The 15,538-nt window shown below is 69.2% G+C and carries 16 protein-coding genes; 13 read left to right on the forward strand and 3 right to left on the reverse strand.

Annotated features, from left to right (window positions below):
• From NON22_RS10405 to NON22_RS10445, 9 genes are all read left to right on the forward strand, one after another.
• A partial coding sequence (locus NON22_RS10405; RefSeq protein WP_257386863.1) for a phosphate ABC transporter substrate-binding/OmpA family protein occupies positions 1 to 1,528 on the forward strand: 1,528 nt, incomplete at its 5' end.
• Positions 1,529 to 1,614: 86 nt separating this feature from the next.
• Positions 1,615 to 2,424 carry an ABC transporter permease gene (locus NON22_RS10410; protein ID WP_257386864.1) on the forward strand — a complete coding sequence of 270 codons (810 nt, stop codon included), beginning with the start codon at positions 1,615 to 1,617 and terminating at the stop codon, positions 2,422 to 2,424.
• The gene (locus NON22_RS10415; protein WP_257386865.1) at positions 2,406 to 3,257 is read left to right on the forward strand and encodes an ABC transporter ATP-binding protein; all 852 of its coding nucleotides are present in this window, start codon (positions 2,406 to 2,408) and stop codon (positions 3,255 to 3,257) included. The genes NON22_RS10410 and NON22_RS10415 overlap by 19 nt, the downstream gene beginning before the upstream one ends.
• Before the next feature lie 12 nt (positions 3,258 to 3,269).
• Positions 3,270 to 4,139 (forward strand): hypothetical protein, encoded by an 870-nt coding sequence (locus NON22_RS10420; protein WP_257386866.1) that lies wholly within the window; start codon positions 3,270 to 3,272, stop codon positions 4,137 to 4,139.
• Positions 4,136 to 4,993, forward strand: a complete 858-nt coding sequence (locus NON22_RS10425; protein ID WP_257386867.1) for a hypothetical protein — start codon at positions 4,136 to 4,138, stop codon at positions 4,991 to 4,993. The genes NON22_RS10420 and NON22_RS10425 overlap by 4 nt, the downstream gene beginning before the upstream one ends.
• Positions 4,994 to 5,051: 58 nt before the next feature.
• Positions 5,052 to 5,759, forward strand: a complete 708-nt coding sequence (locus NON22_RS10430; RefSeq protein WP_257386868.1) for a PspA/IM30 family protein — start codon at positions 5,052 to 5,054, stop codon at positions 5,757 to 5,759.
• Positions 5,760 to 5,768: 9 nt separating this feature from the next.
• On the forward strand, positions 5,769 to 7,598 hold the full coding sequence (locus NON22_RS10435; protein ID WP_257386869.1) for an ATP-binding protein: 1,830 nt from the start codon (positions 5,769 to 5,771) through the stop codon (positions 7,596 to 7,598).
• A 127-nt stretch (positions 7,599 to 7,725) separates the two neighbouring features.
• Positions 7,726 to 8,289: a DUF533 domain-containing protein gene (locus NON22_RS10440; RefSeq protein WP_343231941.1), complete on the forward strand. Its 564-nt coding sequence runs from the start codon at positions 7,726 to 7,728 to the stop codon at positions 8,287 to 8,289.
• A gap of 231 nt (positions 8,290 to 8,520) precedes the next feature.
• On the forward strand, positions 8,521 to 8,946 hold the full coding sequence (locus NON22_RS10445; protein ID WP_257386871.1) for an OsmC family protein: 426 nt from the start codon (positions 8,521 to 8,523) through the stop codon (positions 8,944 to 8,946).
• Between the two features lie 315 nt (positions 8,947 to 9,261).
• On the opposite strand, the gene NON22_RS10450 is transcribed toward NON22_RS10445, so the two are convergent.
• The 3 genes from NON22_RS10450 to NON22_RS10460 all read right to left on the reverse strand — a co-directional run bounded on the left by NON22_RS10450 (position 9,262) and on the right by NON22_RS10460 (position 11,942).
• Positions 9,262 to 10,233 carry a hypothetical protein gene (locus NON22_RS10450; RefSeq protein ID WP_257386872.1) on the reverse strand — a complete coding sequence of 324 codons (972 nt, stop codon included), beginning with the start codon at positions 10,231 to 10,233 and terminating at the stop codon, positions 9,262 to 9,264.
• A 14-nt stretch (positions 10,234 to 10,247) separates the two neighbouring features.
• Complete coding sequence (locus NON22_RS10455) at positions 10,248 to 11,078, reverse strand: hypothetical protein (protein WP_257386873.1); 831 nt, start codon at positions 11,076 to 11,078, stop codon at positions 10,248 to 10,250.
• Between the two features lie 294 nt (positions 11,079 to 11,372).
• Positions 11,373 to 11,942, reverse strand: coding sequence for an ECF-type sigma factor (locus tag NON22_RS10460; protein WP_257386874.1), 570 nt, complete (start codon positions 11,940 to 11,942; stop codon positions 11,373 to 11,375).
• Between the two features lie 184 nt (positions 11,943 to 12,126).
• On the opposite strand from NON22_RS10460, the gene NON22_RS10465 reads away from it, so the two are divergent.
• The 4 genes from NON22_RS10465 to NON22_RS10480 all read left to right on the forward strand — a co-directional run.
• Positions 12,127 to 12,576, forward strand: coding sequence for a pentapeptide repeat-containing protein (locus NON22_RS10465; protein ID WP_257386875.1), 450 nt, complete (start codon positions 12,127 to 12,129; stop codon positions 12,574 to 12,576).
• A gap of 2 nt (positions 12,577 to 12,578) precedes the next feature.
• A complete protein-coding gene (locus tag NON22_RS10470) occupies positions 12,579 to 13,382 on the forward strand; it encodes an ADYC domain-containing protein (RefSeq protein WP_257386876.1) in 804 nt (267 codons plus the stop codon).
• A gap of 265 nt (positions 13,383 to 13,647) precedes the next feature.
• Positions 13,648 to 13,980 carry a hypothetical protein gene (locus tag NON22_RS10475; RefSeq protein WP_257386877.1) on the forward strand — a complete coding sequence of 111 codons (333 nt, stop codon included), beginning with the start codon at positions 13,648 to 13,650 and terminating at the stop codon, positions 13,978 to 13,980.
• Between the two features lie 300 nt (positions 13,981 to 14,280).
• Positions 14,281 to 15,538, forward strand: a 1,258-nt coding sequence (locus NON22_RS10480) for a serine/threonine-protein kinase (RefSeq protein WP_257386878.1), incomplete at its 3' end; no start/stop codon positions are given.

Here is a 15,538-nt window from a genome sequence, read left to right on the forward strand (position 1 = left end):
CGCGACGACCGCTCCGGCCAGGCCCGCGGCGCCGCCGGCCGCCGGCGGCGCGCTCGGCAGCGCCGGCAATCCGCTGAAGGTCAGCATCGTGAGCTTCCACGGCTATGCGCCGGCGCTCGTCGCGAACGGCAAGGCGCTGAAGACACAGCCCGGCTCGCTGTTCGCGCAGAACGGCGTCAACGTCGAGTTCGTGATCCAGGACGACATCCCGACCCTGTCGACGATCTTCGAGTCGAAGACCGCGCACTGCGCCTGGCGCACCTCGGACTTCTGGGCCCAGGAACAGCCGAACCTGCGCAACGCCGGGCTCGACGGCCGCGCGATCATGGCCGTCGACAACACCCAGGGCGGCGACGCGATCATCGCGCGCAATCCGGCGATCACGCGCGTGGAGGACCTGGCCGACCACAGCGTCGCGCTGCTGCAGTTCACGCCGTCGGACGGCATGACCATCGATGCGCTGGAGAACTCCAGCCTGACTGCGCGCAAGAAACAGTCGGTGCGCTTCGTCTACATCAACGCCGAGGAAGGCACGGCCGGCGTGCGTGCGGCGCTCGAGAGCGGCAACGTCGATGCGGCCGCACTGTGGGATCCGGACCTGTCGCTCGCGCTGAAGAACATCCCCGGCGCGCACGTCGTCTACTCCACGCGCACGGCGACCAACCTGATCTACGACGTCATCGTCTGCGATAACCGCGTGCTGTCCGATCCGGCCAACGAGGGCGCGGTCCAGTCCTTCGTCGCCGGCTGGATGAGCGGCGTCGACGCCGCCCGCAAGGCGCCCGACGAAGCCGTCGACGCGCTGGTGCGCACCGAGGAGTTCTTCTCGCTGCTGGCCAAGGACCAGGGGCGCGGCTTCGTCAAGGGACTGTTCGACAATCTGGTCTGGACCGGCCTGGAGGACAACGCGCGCATCTTCGGTCTGGCCGGCGGCACCAACCACTACGACCGCGTCTACCGCCGCTTCGACGGCATCTACCGCAAGGCCGGCGCGCTGGCCAACCCGAATTCGCCGGTCATCGCGCCGCAGGATTCGGTCGACCTGCGCTACATCCGCAACCTGCTGGCCAAGAGCCAGGCCGCGCAGCAGGCGGCGGCCAAGCCCGAATTCACGTTCACCGAGCAGGAGCGCCAACAGGTCGCCAAGCAGGAACCGGCCGTGACCAAGCCCGTGATCGTCAGTTTCGCGAGCGGTTCGGCCGAGCTGACCAAGCGTTCGCAGAAGACCATCGACGACGAAATGGTGCCGTTCATCGAGAACAACGGTTCCGCCTACTTCGACATCTCCGGCAACAGCGACTCGACCGGTTCGCGCGAGGCCAACATGCGCATCTCGCGCGCGCGCGCGCAGGCCGTCGTCGACTATCTCGTGACGCAATGGGAATTCGATCGCGCGCGCTTCGTCGTCAGCGGCAACGGCCCCGACAAGCCGCTCTGCAACGAAGCCGCGCCGCAGAACGAAAACCTCAGCCTCGAAGACTGCCGCGCGATGAACCGCACGACGCGTGCGGCGGTGCTGAGGCGGTAAGCTTTGCCCGGTAGGGGGCAGGGATGGGGTTGTGCTTCAGCCATGACGGGACCCCGTAACGCGACACATCAGCGCAAGGTAGCGACATGGCCGAAACGACTAGCTGGAATCCCTATGCGCCGCTGAGCGCGCAGACCACGCGGACGCTCGGTATCGGCGCCGTCGTCGCGGTGCTCGTGCTGTGGGCGCTGATCAGCGCGACCGGCCTGGTCAGTCCGAACAAGCTGCCGGCGCCGTGGCAGGTCGCCAAGGCGTTCGCCTATCTGGCCTGGGACGGCGAGAACGGCCGCAGCCTGCTGCTCAACGCGACCCTGTGGTCGGTGGGCCGTGTCGTCGCGGCCGGCGCGCTCGTCGTCGCGATCGGCATTCCGATCGGCGTGTTCATGGGCGCATCGCCGAAGGTCAACGCGGCGCTGTCGCCGCTGGTCGACCCGTTCCGTTCGGCGCCGGTCGTCGCGCTGCTGCCGATCATGGTCATGTGGTTCGGCATCGGCGAATGGATGAAGGTGCTGTTCCTGTTCGTCGGCGCGGTCGTCTATCTGATACCGATGGTGCGCGACGCCGTGCGCGCGGTGCCGCAGGCCTACTGGATCTCGGCGCGCGATCTCGGCGCGACGCCGTTCGAGGCCGTGCGCCACGCGGTGCTGCCGCTCGCGATGCCGCGCATCGCCGACGCGGTCATCGTCGGCGTCTCGGTCATGTGGACCTACATCACCGTGGCCGAGTACGTGAACGCGCGCGAAGGCCTGGGCCAGCTGATCCAGAATGCGCGCCGCTTCTCGGCGATGGACCAGGTCTTCGCCGGCATCATCGTCATCATTGCGTTCGCTCTGCTGAGCTACCAGCTGATGCGCTATCTCAAGGCCAGGATGTATCCGTGGGAGACCAAGCTGTGAGCGCGTCCGCCGAACCGGTCAGCATCGAACTCAAGGACATCGTCCAGGAATACCCGAACAAGGACGGCAACGGCGTGCTGCGCGTCGTCGACGGCATCAGCCTGACCCTGTCGCCGGGCATCAACATGCTGCTGGGCCCTTCGGGCTGCGGCAAGTCGACGATCCTGCACATGATGGGCGGCGTGCGTCCGATCGGCGTGCCGACGCCGACCTCGGGCACGGTTCTCATCGACGGCAAGCCCTGCGTCGAGGCGCACGACGACGCCGTCATGGTGTTCCAGCGCTACGCGAACCGGCCCGATCTCACGGTCGAGCAGAACGTCGCGTTTCCGTTCCGCCTCGCCCACTGGCGCGCGCGCGTCAGCGAGGCCGAGGCGCGCCGCCGCATCGAGGAGACGCTCGCGGCGGTCGGCCTGGCCGCGCACCGCAAGCATCTGCCGTCGCAGCTGTCGGGCGGCCAGAACCAGCGCGTCGCGCTGGCCCGCGCGCTCGTGCTGCGGCCGCGCATCCTGCTCATGGACGAACCGTTCGGCGCGCTCGACGCGCAGACCCGCGGCGAGATGCAGCAGCTCCTCGTGCAGATCTACGAGCAGAATCCCTGCCTCGTCGTGTTCGTGACCCACGACGTGACCGAGGCGCTGGCGCTCGGCGACCGCGTCATCGTGCTGTCGACGCAGCCGGCCAAGATCGCCGACGACTTCGCAATTCTCGAGCCGCGGCCGCGCTCGGCGACCTGGCAGCGTTCGACCGAGGCCGTGCGCATGGAAGAGCGCATCCTGGCCCAGCTGCATGCGGCCAGCGCCGGCCGTGCCAGCCTGCGCGTGTCGGTGTAAGAGGACAGCCCCGTGACCCTGGACCCGGCCTGGAACCGCGGCAGCGAGCAGGAACAGCCGTCCTACCTCTGGGCGATGCTGACCGCGCCGCTGAACGTGAACCTGTTCCTCGCGACCCTGGCCGGCAGCACGTTCCTGTCGATTCCGTACGGCGCGCCCGGCGCGATCCTGCCGCTGCTCGCGTTCGCGGCCGGCGAGGCGATCGCGTCGATGTTCATTCCGGCCTCCTCGACGTTTCGCGCGAAAGTCGACCGCAAGCTCAAGCTGCAGCGCCGCGACGCGGCCGCGATGCACCTGCGCGGCGAAATCGCGCGCCGCTGCACCGAGCACGATCCGCGCTGGGAGGTCTACCGCAACCTGCAGGAGCGCGTGCGCAGCCTGCGCGAGATGGGCAGCCACCGGCGCAGCGCGCTCGGCGAGCGCGAGCTCGAGCGCATCGAGGACACGGCGATCGACTACCTCGGCCTGTGGCTCGCCGAGCTGTCGATGGACGAACGCCAGGACTCGGTCAACGAGCGCGACGTCGAGCGACGCATCGCCGACATCGGCAAGCGCCTGGACGCCGGCGCCGAGGACGGACGCAGCCTGCGCAAGGCGCGTGCCGACCTCGAAGAGCTGCTGCTGCGGCATCGGCGCCTGGCCAGCCGCAAGGCGGCCGTCGAAGCCGCGCTGCTGTCGCTGCCCGACGCGGTCGAAGAGATCTACCAGGCCATCATCACGAATTCCTCGGCCGCCGAAGGCGGCGCGCGCCTGTCCGAGGCGATAGAGCGTCTGCGGCTGGAAGAGGAACTCGAGTCGAGCTACGGCGCCGAGATCCAGAGCATCGTCCAGCCGGCCGCCGCGCGCGCGCTGGGCGCCGCGCGCCAGGGAGTCAAGTCGTGAACGTCCACAAGATCAGCCGCGGCGACCTCGAATCGCTGGTCAACTTCAGCGCCCACGAGCGCATGGTGCACGAAGCCATACGCGCGGCGCTGGCCGATCCGCTCAGGCGCGTGCGGTTTCTCGGCCGCTACACGAGCTGGAACGGCCTGTTCGGCTCCGGCGTTGCGGCGCTGGCCGGCAAGATCGGCCGCTCGCGCCGGCTGTTCCTCGATCCAGACGAACCGATCCTGGCGCTGGCCGACCGCAGCGTCTACGTCGCGAGCTTCTTCTTCGACGCCGCGCGCGACGAGTTCGACGATCACGAGTCGGTGCACCGCGATACGCACCGCTGCCTGGCCCAGGCCACGCTCAAGGGCCTGATCGGCATCGAGGCGCCGAACCTGCCCGCGCTCGCCGACCGGCGCGGGCTCAACGCGCTGCTGGCCGAGCCCGACTGGCTGACCGAGCTCAACGCGCGCGTGGCCCAGGGCTACGGCGTGACGAGCGCCGACGACCTGCCGGCGATCTTCCACGCGATCGGCTATCACCTAGGTTCGGAGCTGCTGGCCGACCGCGAGTTCTCCATCATCGACGAGACCCTGCGCCACGCCGCGCCGGCGCTCGTGCAGGAACTGCTGACGCAGCGCATCAGCATCGCCGGCCAGGAACACGTCGCCTATCACTGGATCGCGATCCACTCCGGTCACGGCGGCGCGGCCGAGGCCGACCATTTCGAATGGGCGACGCAGGGAGCGCGCCTGGCGCTGCGCTTCACGCCCGAGACCGAGCACGCCGCGCTCAAGCGCGAACTCACGCGCGGCTTCATCGCGTTCGCCCAGGACCACCGCCGTTTCTTCGACCTCGTGAACACCTGACCGCGGCGGGCAGCCGCCGGATTCCCGCTTCCGCATCTGCAACGGAGACCCGTGCACCATGGCCAGCATCAATTTCTTCGACCGACTCGGCAACCTCTGGCGCGGCTTCGTGTCGCTGTGGATCGCCGACGTGGAAAAGAAGCATCCGGAGATCGCCTACGAGAACGCGATCAACAGCCTGATCGGCAAGTACGCCAAACTCAAGAGCGCGACGGCCGCCATCATCCGCCGCCGCGACGAGATCGACCATCGCGTCGAGGCCGAGCGCCAGTCGCTGGCCGCGGTCGCGCGCGACCTCGAAGCCGCGCTCGCGACGAACCAGGACGACCTCGCGCTCGTGCTGCTGCAGAAGAAGAGCGCGGTCGAGGCCGAGCTGGCCGGTCTTGCGAGCGAGGCCGAGCAGGCCAAGGTCGACGCCGACGACGCGAAGAACGCGCTGCTCGCGGTCAAGAGCGAGATCGACAAGCTCAAGGCCGAGCGCGACCGCATGCTCGCGAAGATGCAGAGCGCGCAGGCGCGCATCCAGATCCAGTCGCAGCTCGACGGCCTGTCGGTCGAGGCCGACGTGCAGGCGCTCGACAAGGTCCGCGACCACATCAAGAACACGATCTCCGAAGCCAACCTCGGCAAGGAGCTGCGCGATTCGGACCTCGACGTGCGCCTGGACAAGCTGCGCCAGCAGTCCGGTACGATCACCGCCCGCGCGCAGCTCGACGAGCTCAAGCGCCAGCGCGCCGCCCAGGCGGCCGCCGGCAAGCAGATGTGAGGAGCCGCCATGGCCGCCGCGCGACCTGAAGCCGCACCGCTGCCGCGCTGGGCCGAGTCGGTCCGGCGCAAGTACATCGGCGGCGAGGCGTCGATGTTCATCCTGCACCGCAACGTGTTCGACGAGATCCTGCACGGCGGCAAGTTCCTTTCGCTGATCGACTTCCTGTCCGAGGTGCTGCTCAAGGACAACAAGGACACGATCATCGTCTACGACCCGTCGGCCGGCGTGCGCTACGCCAAGCGCACGAGCACGCTCGGCACCGAGCCGGTGCGGCCCAACCGCGCGCCCGAGGACGCGCTCGCCGACATCGAGCACGAGATACTGCTGCGCCACAGCGCCGCACTGATCATCAGCTACGCCGGCAGCATCGCGCCGCCGGGCGAGGAGAATTTCCTCGCTCATGCCGACCGCATGGCCGCGATACGCCTGCACCGCTGGTCGATGAGTCCCGAGCTCGAGAGCAAGGACAACGTCGTGTTCCTGCTCAGCGAGTCGCTGGCCGAGCTCAACGCCAAGCTCGTCGCGAACCCGCGCGTGGCCGCGATCGAGATTCCGCTGCCGGACCTCGACGAGCGCGCCGCGGCCATCCGCCAGATCGATCCGGCCATGCCCGAGCACGACGTCGGCCGCCTGGCCGCGCACAGCGCCGGCCTGCGCGCGGTGCAGATCGCCCAACTGCTGACGCCGCGTTCCACCGATAACGCGCTCGGCGAGCGCGAGCGGCTCGAGCTCATCCGCTCCCTGCTCGGCGCGAGCGCCGACGCCGAACAGCGCGCCGGCAAGCTCGCCGCGCTGACGCGCGGCATGGATACCGACGAGATCCGCCACCTGATCAATCCCGATCATCCGCTGCCCGAGACCGACGCCGGCGATCCGTATGCCGCCGTCATCGAGCTCGTGCACCGGCGCAAGCGCGAGATCATCGAGAAGGAATGCGCCGGCCTGATCGAGTTCGTCGATGCGCGCCACGGCCTCGAAGCCGTAGGCGGCAACGACGGCATCAAGCAGGAGCTGCTGCAGGTCGCTGCGGCGATCAGGAGCGGCGACCGCCACCGCGTGCCGATGGGCCTGCTGTTCGTCGGCCCGATGGGCACCGGCAAGACCTTCATCGCGAAGGCCTTCGTCAAGGACTCGGGCCTGAGCGCGGTGACCCTGAAGAACTTCCGCTCCAAGTGGGTCGGCTCGACCGAGGCGAATCTCGAAAAAGTGCTCGGCATGGTCAAGGCGCTCGGGCCGATCATCCTGATCATCGACGAAGGCGACCGCAGCTTCGGCGGCCAGTCCGAGGACACCGACGGCGGCACGTCCTCGCGCGTGATCGCGCGGCTCAAGGAGTTCATGAGCGAGCCCGACAACCGCGGGCAGGTGCTGTTCATCCTGATGACGAACCGGCCCGACAAGCTCGACATCGACATCAAGCGCGCCGGCCGCATCGACCGCAAGATCCCTTTCTTCTATCCGGACACGGCCGAGGACGTCGAAGCGGTGCTGCGCGCGATCTTCGCGCGCTACAGGCTCGGCGAGGCGATCGACTGGACCGCGGCGCGCGCCGCGACGAGCGCCAGGCTCGTCGGTTATTCCAACGCCGATCTCGAAGCGGTCTGCCTGCTCGCGCTGAGCTTCGCCGGCGAAGGCAGCACGGTCGACCAGGCCTGCTTCGAGCGCGCCGTCGCCGACTACGTGCCGGCGCGCGACGCGGGCATGCTCGAATACATGGAAATGCTCGCCGTGTTCGAGGCCTCGCGTCGCAGCCTGCTGCCGCAACGCTACCGCGACATGAGCCAGGACGACTTCAACGTCCGGCTTCGCGAGCTCAAGCGCGAGCTGCGGATCTGAGGCGACGGCCGGTGCGAAAACCCGACGCGCCGGTCCGACGCAGCGACAAGATAGTTCTCTCTCGCCGCTCGCCCGGTGGAGGGGGAACGAGACAAGCCCTCCAAGCTCGCCTGGGGCAGAGGGAGAAATGCATCGACGGCCTCTCCCGGCCTGCCGTGGGGCCGCGTGGACCGTTAATTCGCCGAGCCCTCTGCGTACCCGTTCGCGGAAAGGCAGCAACATCCAGCCGGAGCCGACCATGACTGCGACACCGACGACCACCCTGGAACTCCACCATCTGCAGGCCATCGTCCGCGCGATGCACGACGTCGCGCTGACCGACGGCGTTCACGACGCCGAACGCGTGATGCTGCGCGGCTTCTACGAAGCCTGCCAGCGCGACGCCGCGGCACTGGCCTCGTTCGACGACCTCGTCGCGATGCCGTTCGATCTCGCCGCGATCGTCGAGGATTTCCGCCAGCCGGCGCAGAAGCTCGCGCTGCTGCATTCCTGCCTGCTGCTCGCGCATGCGGACGGCGAATATTCCGCGACCGAGCGCGCCAAGGTGCAGGCGTTCGCCGACGCGCTGGCCGTGCCGGCCGACGAGCTGCGTCAGATCGAGGAAGGCGTGACCGACTACCTGCTGCAGCAGATTTCGCGCATCAGCAATACCGAGGCGCTGCAGGAAGTCGCCAAGGAACTGCAGGGCTGACGCCGCCGCGTCGCGCGGCTGCGTGCCGGATGGCGCGGATGCGGCCGGCGCGAACGGATCGCGCAGCGGGAAGTCGCCGGTCAACTGCGGACTGGAGCCGCCGCAACGCCCGGCTGCGCGTCGAATGACGCCGATACCGGAGGCGCGAGCGCACCGCGCCGGGGCGTGGACTCACGCCGCGCTAACCGCGCCTGCGCCGTAATTCGTTTCCCACCAAGACGAGGAAAGACCATGAAGAAGTCCGGATCGGCGGAGTGGAAGGGCAGTATCCGCGAAGGCGGCGGTACGATATCGACGGAGACCGGCGTACTGCGCGACGCGCCGTACGGCTTCAAGTCGCGCTTCGAGGACGGCCCCGGCACGAATCCCGAGGAACTGATCGGCGCCGCGCATGCGGCCTGCTTCTCGATGGCGCTGTCGAACATCCTCGGCCAGAGCGGACTGACCGCCGACTACATCCGCACGCGCGCCGAAGTCAGCCTGGTCAAGACCGACGCGGGCTTCACGATCAACGCCGTGCACCTGGTCGTCAACGCGAAAGTGCCCGGCACCGACGCCGCCGCGTTCGCGGAGCTGGCTGGCAAGGCCAAGGCCGGTTGCCCGGTCTCGCGCCTGCTCAATGCCGAGATCACCATGGACGCGACGCTCGACGCGTGAGCCGATCCGCCAGCGCCGGACGATCGCTGCAGCAGCGGAACGGAATGTGGAATCCGGCTCGAAAACCATCCCCACCGGCCCGTCCAGTCCGTTGGACGTTCGGGGCGCCCGGGAGCGGTGGCTCCGGGCTGGTGTCCTCAGCCCCCTGAACGGGAGCGCTTCAAAGCAGCGACACGGACGTGGTCGACGCTGCAATCCTTTTGAATGTCCCGGCCCCGAAGACCCTCCCCTTGACGGGGAGGGCGCGGGTGGGGACGGGTTGCGCCTCGACCGGCGGCGCGACCGTGAAGCTCGTCGCCGGCCGAGCCATCACGTTCAGCGATCCGCGATCTCGCCTTCGTCGTAGGCCAGCTGCTGCTGCGGCAGGTCGACGTAGAACATCGCGCCGGCTTCCTCGCGCGGCAGCACGCCGACCTTCAGCGACGGCACGAACACGCGGCGTCCGTCGAGTTTGACCGGCCGCAGCACGACGGCCATCTGCACGTTGACGACGGCGCCGTTCGCCGCGCGCGCGACCTCGGCCAGCGCCTCGCGTTTGAGCTCGTCGGTGCTCTTGAGCTTGAAGCTCGTGAGCTGCGGATGCAGCAGCACGGCGGGCCAGCGCAGGCTCAGGCTGACGATGTCGCCGGCGCCGCGCGACGCGATCCTGGCCTCGCTGCCTTCGACCTGCAGGCCGTCGATGTTGCGCAGCGCGTAGGTGAACACCGAATCGGCCGCGAGCGTCGCGCTCTCGTCGGGCATGCCTGCCGCCTGCGTGCGCAGCGACATGATGCCGGTCTTCGCGAACAGCACCTGGCCGGCGTCGATGCCGGCGCGGCCGAGCAGGTCGAGATGCCGCGCCTCGAGTTCGCGCTGCGAGCGCTCCGCTTCGGCGAAGTCCATCGGCTTCTCGCCTTCGAGGTTGCGCGCGTAGTGCACGCGGGCCGACGCGGCGCTGATGCCGTAGGTTTCCGTCTTCGTCGCGACGTAGTCGGTGCCGCCGGTTTCTCCATGCGGCAGGCCCAGCAGCGCCTCGATGTCGGAGATCTTGCGCAGACGCAGCGGATCGTGGCCGCCGGGATACTTCGCGCGGACGGCGGCGAGGCGGCGTCCGAGCACCTCGCCGTCGAAGCGCGGCAGCGCGGCGTCGACGAGGCGGGCGTAGTCCTCGGAATACAGCTGAGCGGTCTCGGCCGGCGAGCCCAGGTCGTTCGTGTCGGCGGCGTTGCTCGCCGCGAGCGGAGCCAGCAGCAGCAGGCCGATCAGGCCGGCGAAGCCGGCACGGGTGCGGAAAGTGGATTTTTTCATGTTCGTGAGTCCGTTCATTGGGGCAGGGCGCCGCCGCCCGAGGAGGGATCGCATTGGCTGACGTAGCGCGTGGTCGCCCAGTTCGGGCTGGTGTCGGCCCACTTGCTCGCATAGCGCTCGTTGAGCACGTCGGTCGAGCGCGCCGCGGTGTTGCCGAAGCCCATGGCGACCGGGCAGATCGTCTTGTAGCTGTTGTACCAGTGGTCCACGTGATGCATGTCGTCGACCCAGGCCTTCGCGACGCCCTTGGACGCCGTGCCGTCGGCCGCGAGATCCTCGTACTCGTCGACGTACTGCGAACCGATGTACATGAGGCCGTGGAAACCGGCGATCACGTGTGCGCCGCCCTTGGCCGGGCCGAACCAGGCCGTGCGCTTGTCCCACTGCATGCTCTGGCACGAGGACATGTGGAAGAAGCGCAGGCGGCCGCCCGAGGCCTTGCCGATCTTCATCTGATCGACGTTGAGCTTGCATTCGCCCTGGTCCTTGGTGTGCATGCTGCCGGCCCAGCCGACCGAGTCGACGGTGCCGTGCGTGCAGATCAGGCCCGCGTCCTGCGCGTCGATGCGGCTGTTGTCGGTGCCCCAGGCCGAGATCGACGGGTCGACGAACTTGCTGACCTTGACCAGCGAGAAGTTCTGCCAGACCGGCACGAAACCGCGGTCGGCCATTTCATGGCGCCAGGCCATGCACATGTCGTCCCACCAGTCGCGCTGCGCGCCCGAGCAGTCGCCGTCCCACTTGGTGATGGCCGAGCTCCAGACCGAATCCGCCGAGGCGGCGCCGGCGGCCAGCGCCGCGAGCGCGAAGCCCGCGCACAGCAGTGTCTTGCGTATCGCTTTCATTGAATGCTCCATGTCGATGAGTGACGAGCCTGCGGAGCGCGCCGCGACATCGCGGCGCTGTGCTCGCCTGCCGTTGCCGTCCCCGTTCCTTGGCGGGAAAACGCAACGGGTATACGAACGGAGCATGTCCACAAAAGCGAACACGCGTCGGAGAGAAATTTCCGGGCTTATTGCGCGAACTGCGACGCGGCGCGGCTGCGCCGTGTCGACGGCGTCACAGGAACATCGGCGATTCAGCGTCGTGAAGAACGACGCGGCGACGAAATGCCGTGATTCACGGCTCTTCCGGCGAGTTCAGCGGCCCAGCGCGAGCTCTTTCTGCAGGAACGCCTTGGCCGCGCGCGTGTCGCGCTTGATCGTCGGCTCCGACACGCCGAGCAGTTCGGCGATGTCCTTGACCTCGAGCCCGGCGAAGAAGCGCATCTCGATGACGGTCACGAGGCGCTCGTCGAGCGCCGCGAGTTTTTCGAGCGCGCGATCCATGCCGACGAGCTGTTCGGCCTGTTCGTCCACGGGCAGCGGCATGCCTTCGAGCGCGTCAAGCTCGACGTGTTCGGCGCCAGCGCCGCGGCGTTCGGCCAGGCGCGCGCGCGCATAGTCGATGACGACCTGGCGCATCGCGCGCGCCGCGGTCGCGAAGAAGTGCTTGCGGTTCTCGTACTGGCCGCCGTTGCGGTCGAACAGCTTGAGATAGGCCTCGTTGACGAGCGCGCGCGTGTTCAGCGTGTCGCCGCGCCGATGCCGCGCGAGCTCGGCGCGTGCGATGCGCAGCAGGTCGTCGTAGACCAGGTTCAGCGCCTTGTCGCGCTCGGCCGGGCTGTGGTTGGCCGCCGCGATGTGCGCGGTGATCTCGTTGTCGTTCATGCGCTGCTCCCCGGAACCGGCTGCGCGGCCGTCAGGCGGCCGACCCTGCCGTGCCAGTTTTACCACGGCCGCGCCGCGCCGACGGTGCGCCGCGGCGCGGCCCGCGGCCGATGATCCCTGGCCTGCTGCGGCTGCGTACGTGGAGATGCCCACGCCAATCCATCCCCACTGACGGAGTACACCCATGAAACGTTGCCTGATCGCGCTGACCCTGCTCGCCGCCGCCTGCTCCGCCGGTGCGGCCGACCTTTCCGCTGCCGCCGCCCCGGTCGATTCCGGCCCCGTGCTCAACGGCGTCAGTCTCAACGGCCTGAGCCTCAACGGTCTCAGCCTCAACGGCATAGCGCTGAACGGCTGGACCCTCAACGGAACCCGGTTCAACGGCATCGCGTTCAACGGCGTCCAGCTCAACGACTTCCGCATCAATGGCGTCAATTTCAACGGCATCAATTTCAACGGCGTGCGGCTCAACGGTGTCGCGTTCAACGGCTGGAACCTCAATGGCTGGAACCTCAACGGCATGCGCATGAACGGCATGCGCATGAACGGCGTGGCCGAGGCCGCGACGACGGCGCCGGACTGGTCGGCCGTGCCGTTGCAGAGCGTCCGCGTCTGCGTCGCGGCCGGCCGCTGAGCATGTTCCGGTTCGCGCTCGTCGCATTGTTCGGCGTGGCCGGTGCCGCTCCGACGATGACCGCGGCCCAGCCCGCCGCCCCGGCGGAGCCGGCCCAGCGGCTGGCTGTCGACGGCACGCAGTTCGTGCTCTACCGCAGCGACGGCCGCGTGCTGCGCAGCGCCGACCTGATCGGCGCCGAGCTCGACCTCGGCGGCGGCGAGCAGCTGCGCATCGACGCGGTGCGGCCGGACCCCGACAGCCGCGGCGGCGAAGTGCTGCTGCATCGCTTCAGCCGGCGCAGCGGCGACGGTCCGTGGATCGAGGTCTGCGAGGCCGATCGCGAAGGGCGTCACGAGGGCTTTCCGGTGCCGGGGCGCTTCGTCGGCGCGCGCTACGAGCGCGACGCGGCGCATTTCGCGCTGACCTGCACCGGCGGCGCGCAGGCCAAATGCGTGCGCTGGGGCTACCGGCCCTGGGCGCAGGCCAGCGACGGCCGGGATCTCGCCGACTTGTATGCGGCCTGCGTGCGCATGGTCCGCGCCGATTATTGCGGCGACGGTACGGCGACCACGCGCGACGGCATGGCCATCGACGTCTACGACCGCCACGGCGTGCAGCAGCCGGCCGACGACGCGAGCTTCCGCTTCGAGGCCGGCTGGACCCGCGACGGCGCAGTCTGCGTCAACCACGTGCGCGTGCCCGAGAACCTGGAGCTCGACGCGCTCGCGGCGCGCTGCCCGCGGCTGAAGTCCGCGCTCGGCACGCGCTGCGACGAAGCCGCCGCCGTCGCGGCCGGCGCCGTCGTGCTGAACCGGTCTCGCTAGCCGAGACGGCGCGAGCGCGCCGACCGGCGAAATTTCCCGCAAACCTGTGCGCGGCATCTCTGGTTGTGAGATCGACGGGGACTATTCTGTCGCTGCGTTATGGGCAATGTACTGTTTGTGGCAATAACAAATCTGTCACACGGTATACGTGTTCGGCGCGCGCCTGAATCGACGCAGGCGTCCCCGAGGCCGGTCGCCTGTCGGCGCCCGGCCGTCCAGCTCCAGGCCCGCAGCCGCGGGCTTCCATCCCAATCGGAGAAACCACATGAAAGCACCGCTCATCCTGGCCGCCATCGGCAGCGTTCTGCTCAGCGCGCAGGCGATGGCCGCGACCTACGGCGCCGCCTGTCCGTCGTGTACCGGCGGCCCGACCGGCACGGTCTGGCGGCAGGCCGCCGCCGACGTCTCGTACGCCAACTTCGCCGCGGTCAACGACACCATCGTGCTCTGCAAGGACAGCGGCTCGGGCACGGCCATCGTCGCCGACTACAACGTCGACTATGCGCCGCCCCATCCGGGCACGACGTCGCCGGATGACGTCAGCTGGAACTACACGCAGGGCAACGTCGGCGTGACCTGCGCCGATCTCGGCTTCTGACGACGCGCGACACCCGGGCCTCCATCGCGATCCAGGAAGGACTCGCGACGGCACGGAAATCCCCGTTGCCGCGCCGCATGCGGGCAACGCGGACTCCATTCTCCCCCTGACCGGGTAACGACGCCGGCGGCGCGAAGCGCCGCCGGCACTCGTCCGTGCGGAACCGTCTTCGCCGTCGCGTGATCTCCCGTCGTCCCGACGCCGTACGTCGGATTAAGCGGCCGCGAGTTCACTGCGACGCGCGCGGCTGCCAACCCGGCCGCCGCTGCGCTAACGTGACGCCGCGACCCGGGGGGAATCATGGATGCACAGCGCTGGCGCCTCGTGCGCGATCTGTTCGAAACCGTCGTCGATCTCGACCCGCAGGACTGGGAAGCCCAATTGCTGCGCCATGCGCCCGACGATGCGGCGCTGCGCGTGGAAGTGCTCGGGCTGCTGCACGCCGACGCGGCCGCCACGCGTGCGACCGGCATGCTGGAGCAGGCGCCCGACATCGTCGCCGGATTGGCGCAGGAGCTGACCGGACGCCACGGCCCGGCCGCATCCGGCGCGTGCACCGGCGAGCGGCTCGGCCCGTTCGCGCTCGTGCGCGAGATCGGCCGCGGCGGCATGGGCGCGGTCTGGCTGGCCGAGCGCGCCGACGGCGAATTCGCGCAGCAGGTCGCGATCAAGCTGATCCGCGGCGGCTGGGACGCGGCCGAGGCGCAGGCGCGCTTTCGCGCCGAGCGGCAGATACTCGCGAGTCTGCAGCATCCGCACATCGCCCATCTCGTCGACGGCGGCGTCGGCGCCGACGGCCGGCCGTGGCTTGCGCTGGACTATGTCGACGGCGTCGACCTGCACAGCTGGTGCGATGCGCGCCAGCTGGATCTGCGCCAGCGCCTGGATCTGTTCCTCAACGTCTGCGACGCGGTCGCGCATGCGCACCAGCACCTGGTCGTGCATCGCGACCTCAAGCCGTCGAACATCCTCGTGCGCCGCGACGGCGTCGTGAAGCTGCTGGACTTCGGCATCGCCAAACTGCTCGATCCGCAGTCGGCCTCGATCAGCACGATGCGCCTGTTCACGCCCGAATACGCCGCGCCCGAGCAGGTGCGCGGCGAGCTCGTCACGACCGCGGTGGACATCTACGCGCTCGGCCTGCTGCTCTACGAGCTGCTCAGCGGCCAGCGTCCGTACAAGGTCGACCGGCCGACGCCGGCCGCCTACGAGCGCGCGATCCTCGACCAGGAACCGACCCGGCCCAGCCTGAGCCTCACGCGCGACGCAGCCCAGGCCGATGCGGTCGCCGCGAACCGTCACCTGACGCCGCAGCGTCTGCGCCGCGAACTGCGCGGCGATCTCGATGCGATCGTGCTCAAGGCGCTGCGCAAGCAGCCGCAGCAGCGCTATGCGAGCGTCGGCGAGCTCGTCGCCGACGTGCGCCGCTATCTGCAGCGCCAGCCCGTGGCCGCGCGCCGCGGCAACTGGCGCTACCGCACGGCGCGTTTCCTGCAGCGGCATGCGGCCGCGACCGCGCTCGGCGCCGTCGCCGTGCTCGCGCTGGCTGCCGGCACCG

The organism is Tahibacter caeni, from assembly GCF_024609805.1.
Lineage (GTDB): Bacteria > Pseudomonadota > Gammaproteobacteria > Xanthomonadales > Rhodanobacteraceae > Tahibacter > Tahibacter caeni.